General features: G+C 77.2%; 1 pseudogene. It reads right to left on the reverse strand.

Annotated features, from left to right (window positions below):
- Positions 1 to 59: 59 nt before the first annotated feature.
- Positions 60 to 775: pseudogene (locus tag PSD17_RS16265) on the reverse strand (bi-functional transferase/deacetylase); the annotation flags it as partial.

Genomic DNA, 775 nt, shown 5'->3' on the forward strand with positions numbered 1-775 from the left:
ACAGCCTCTCAGCCGATCACCGCAGCCGGGTTACAACGCCAACGTTCTCGATCGAGGCACTAGCGCGGTCGTGCGGGGGTGGCCCGCCGGGGTCGGGGCAGACCGCGGTCGCCGGTCCCGGCACCGCCGCCGGCGACGTCAGGGCGCGGCGTGACCGACGGCAGCTGCGTCGTGGGCGGCTCGCCCGGCGACGGCGCCACGATGGGCATCGCGACGGTGAGCGGTTCGCCGGCGTCGTGGCGCGGACGGGGGAGGCGCGCGGGCGGGGGCCGTCGCAGCGGCGGCTCGGGCGCCACCGGAACACGTGGCGTGGGGACGGGAGCCGCAGGGACGCGAGCCGCAGGAACGGGCGGCGCAGGAACGGGCGGCGCGGCGACGCGCGTGGCGCGGACCGGCGTCGGGCCGGGCGTGGATGCGACCTGACGCCGCGGCTCGGGCGCGGAGGGACCGGGCATCGGACGCCTCGGAACAGGCACCTGCCCGGCGCGTGCGGACACAGGTACCTGCGCCGGATGTGGGGATCTCGGGGCGTGCGCAGCGGGTGCCGGCGACGGGGCCTCCGGGTCCACGGCAGCAGGGTCCGGCGACGCGTGCGCGGCGGGCGCGGACAGCGCGCGGTCGCGGTCCTGCGGCGGGACGTTCTCGAAGCGACCGATGCGGCGCAGCTTCTGCCAGCCCAGCCGGATGCCGGTGAGCGCCGCCGACACCGACTGGATGAGGACGGCGTACATGAGCTGGCGGTAGGCGAACTGCTGCAGCGGCAGGAGCCACAGGA

Source organism: Pseudonocardia sp. D17, from assembly GCF_036984265.1.
In the GTDB taxonomy this organism is placed as follows: Bacteria; Actinomycetota; Actinomycetes; order Mycobacteriales; family Pseudonocardiaceae; genus Pseudonocardia; species Pseudonocardia benzenivorans.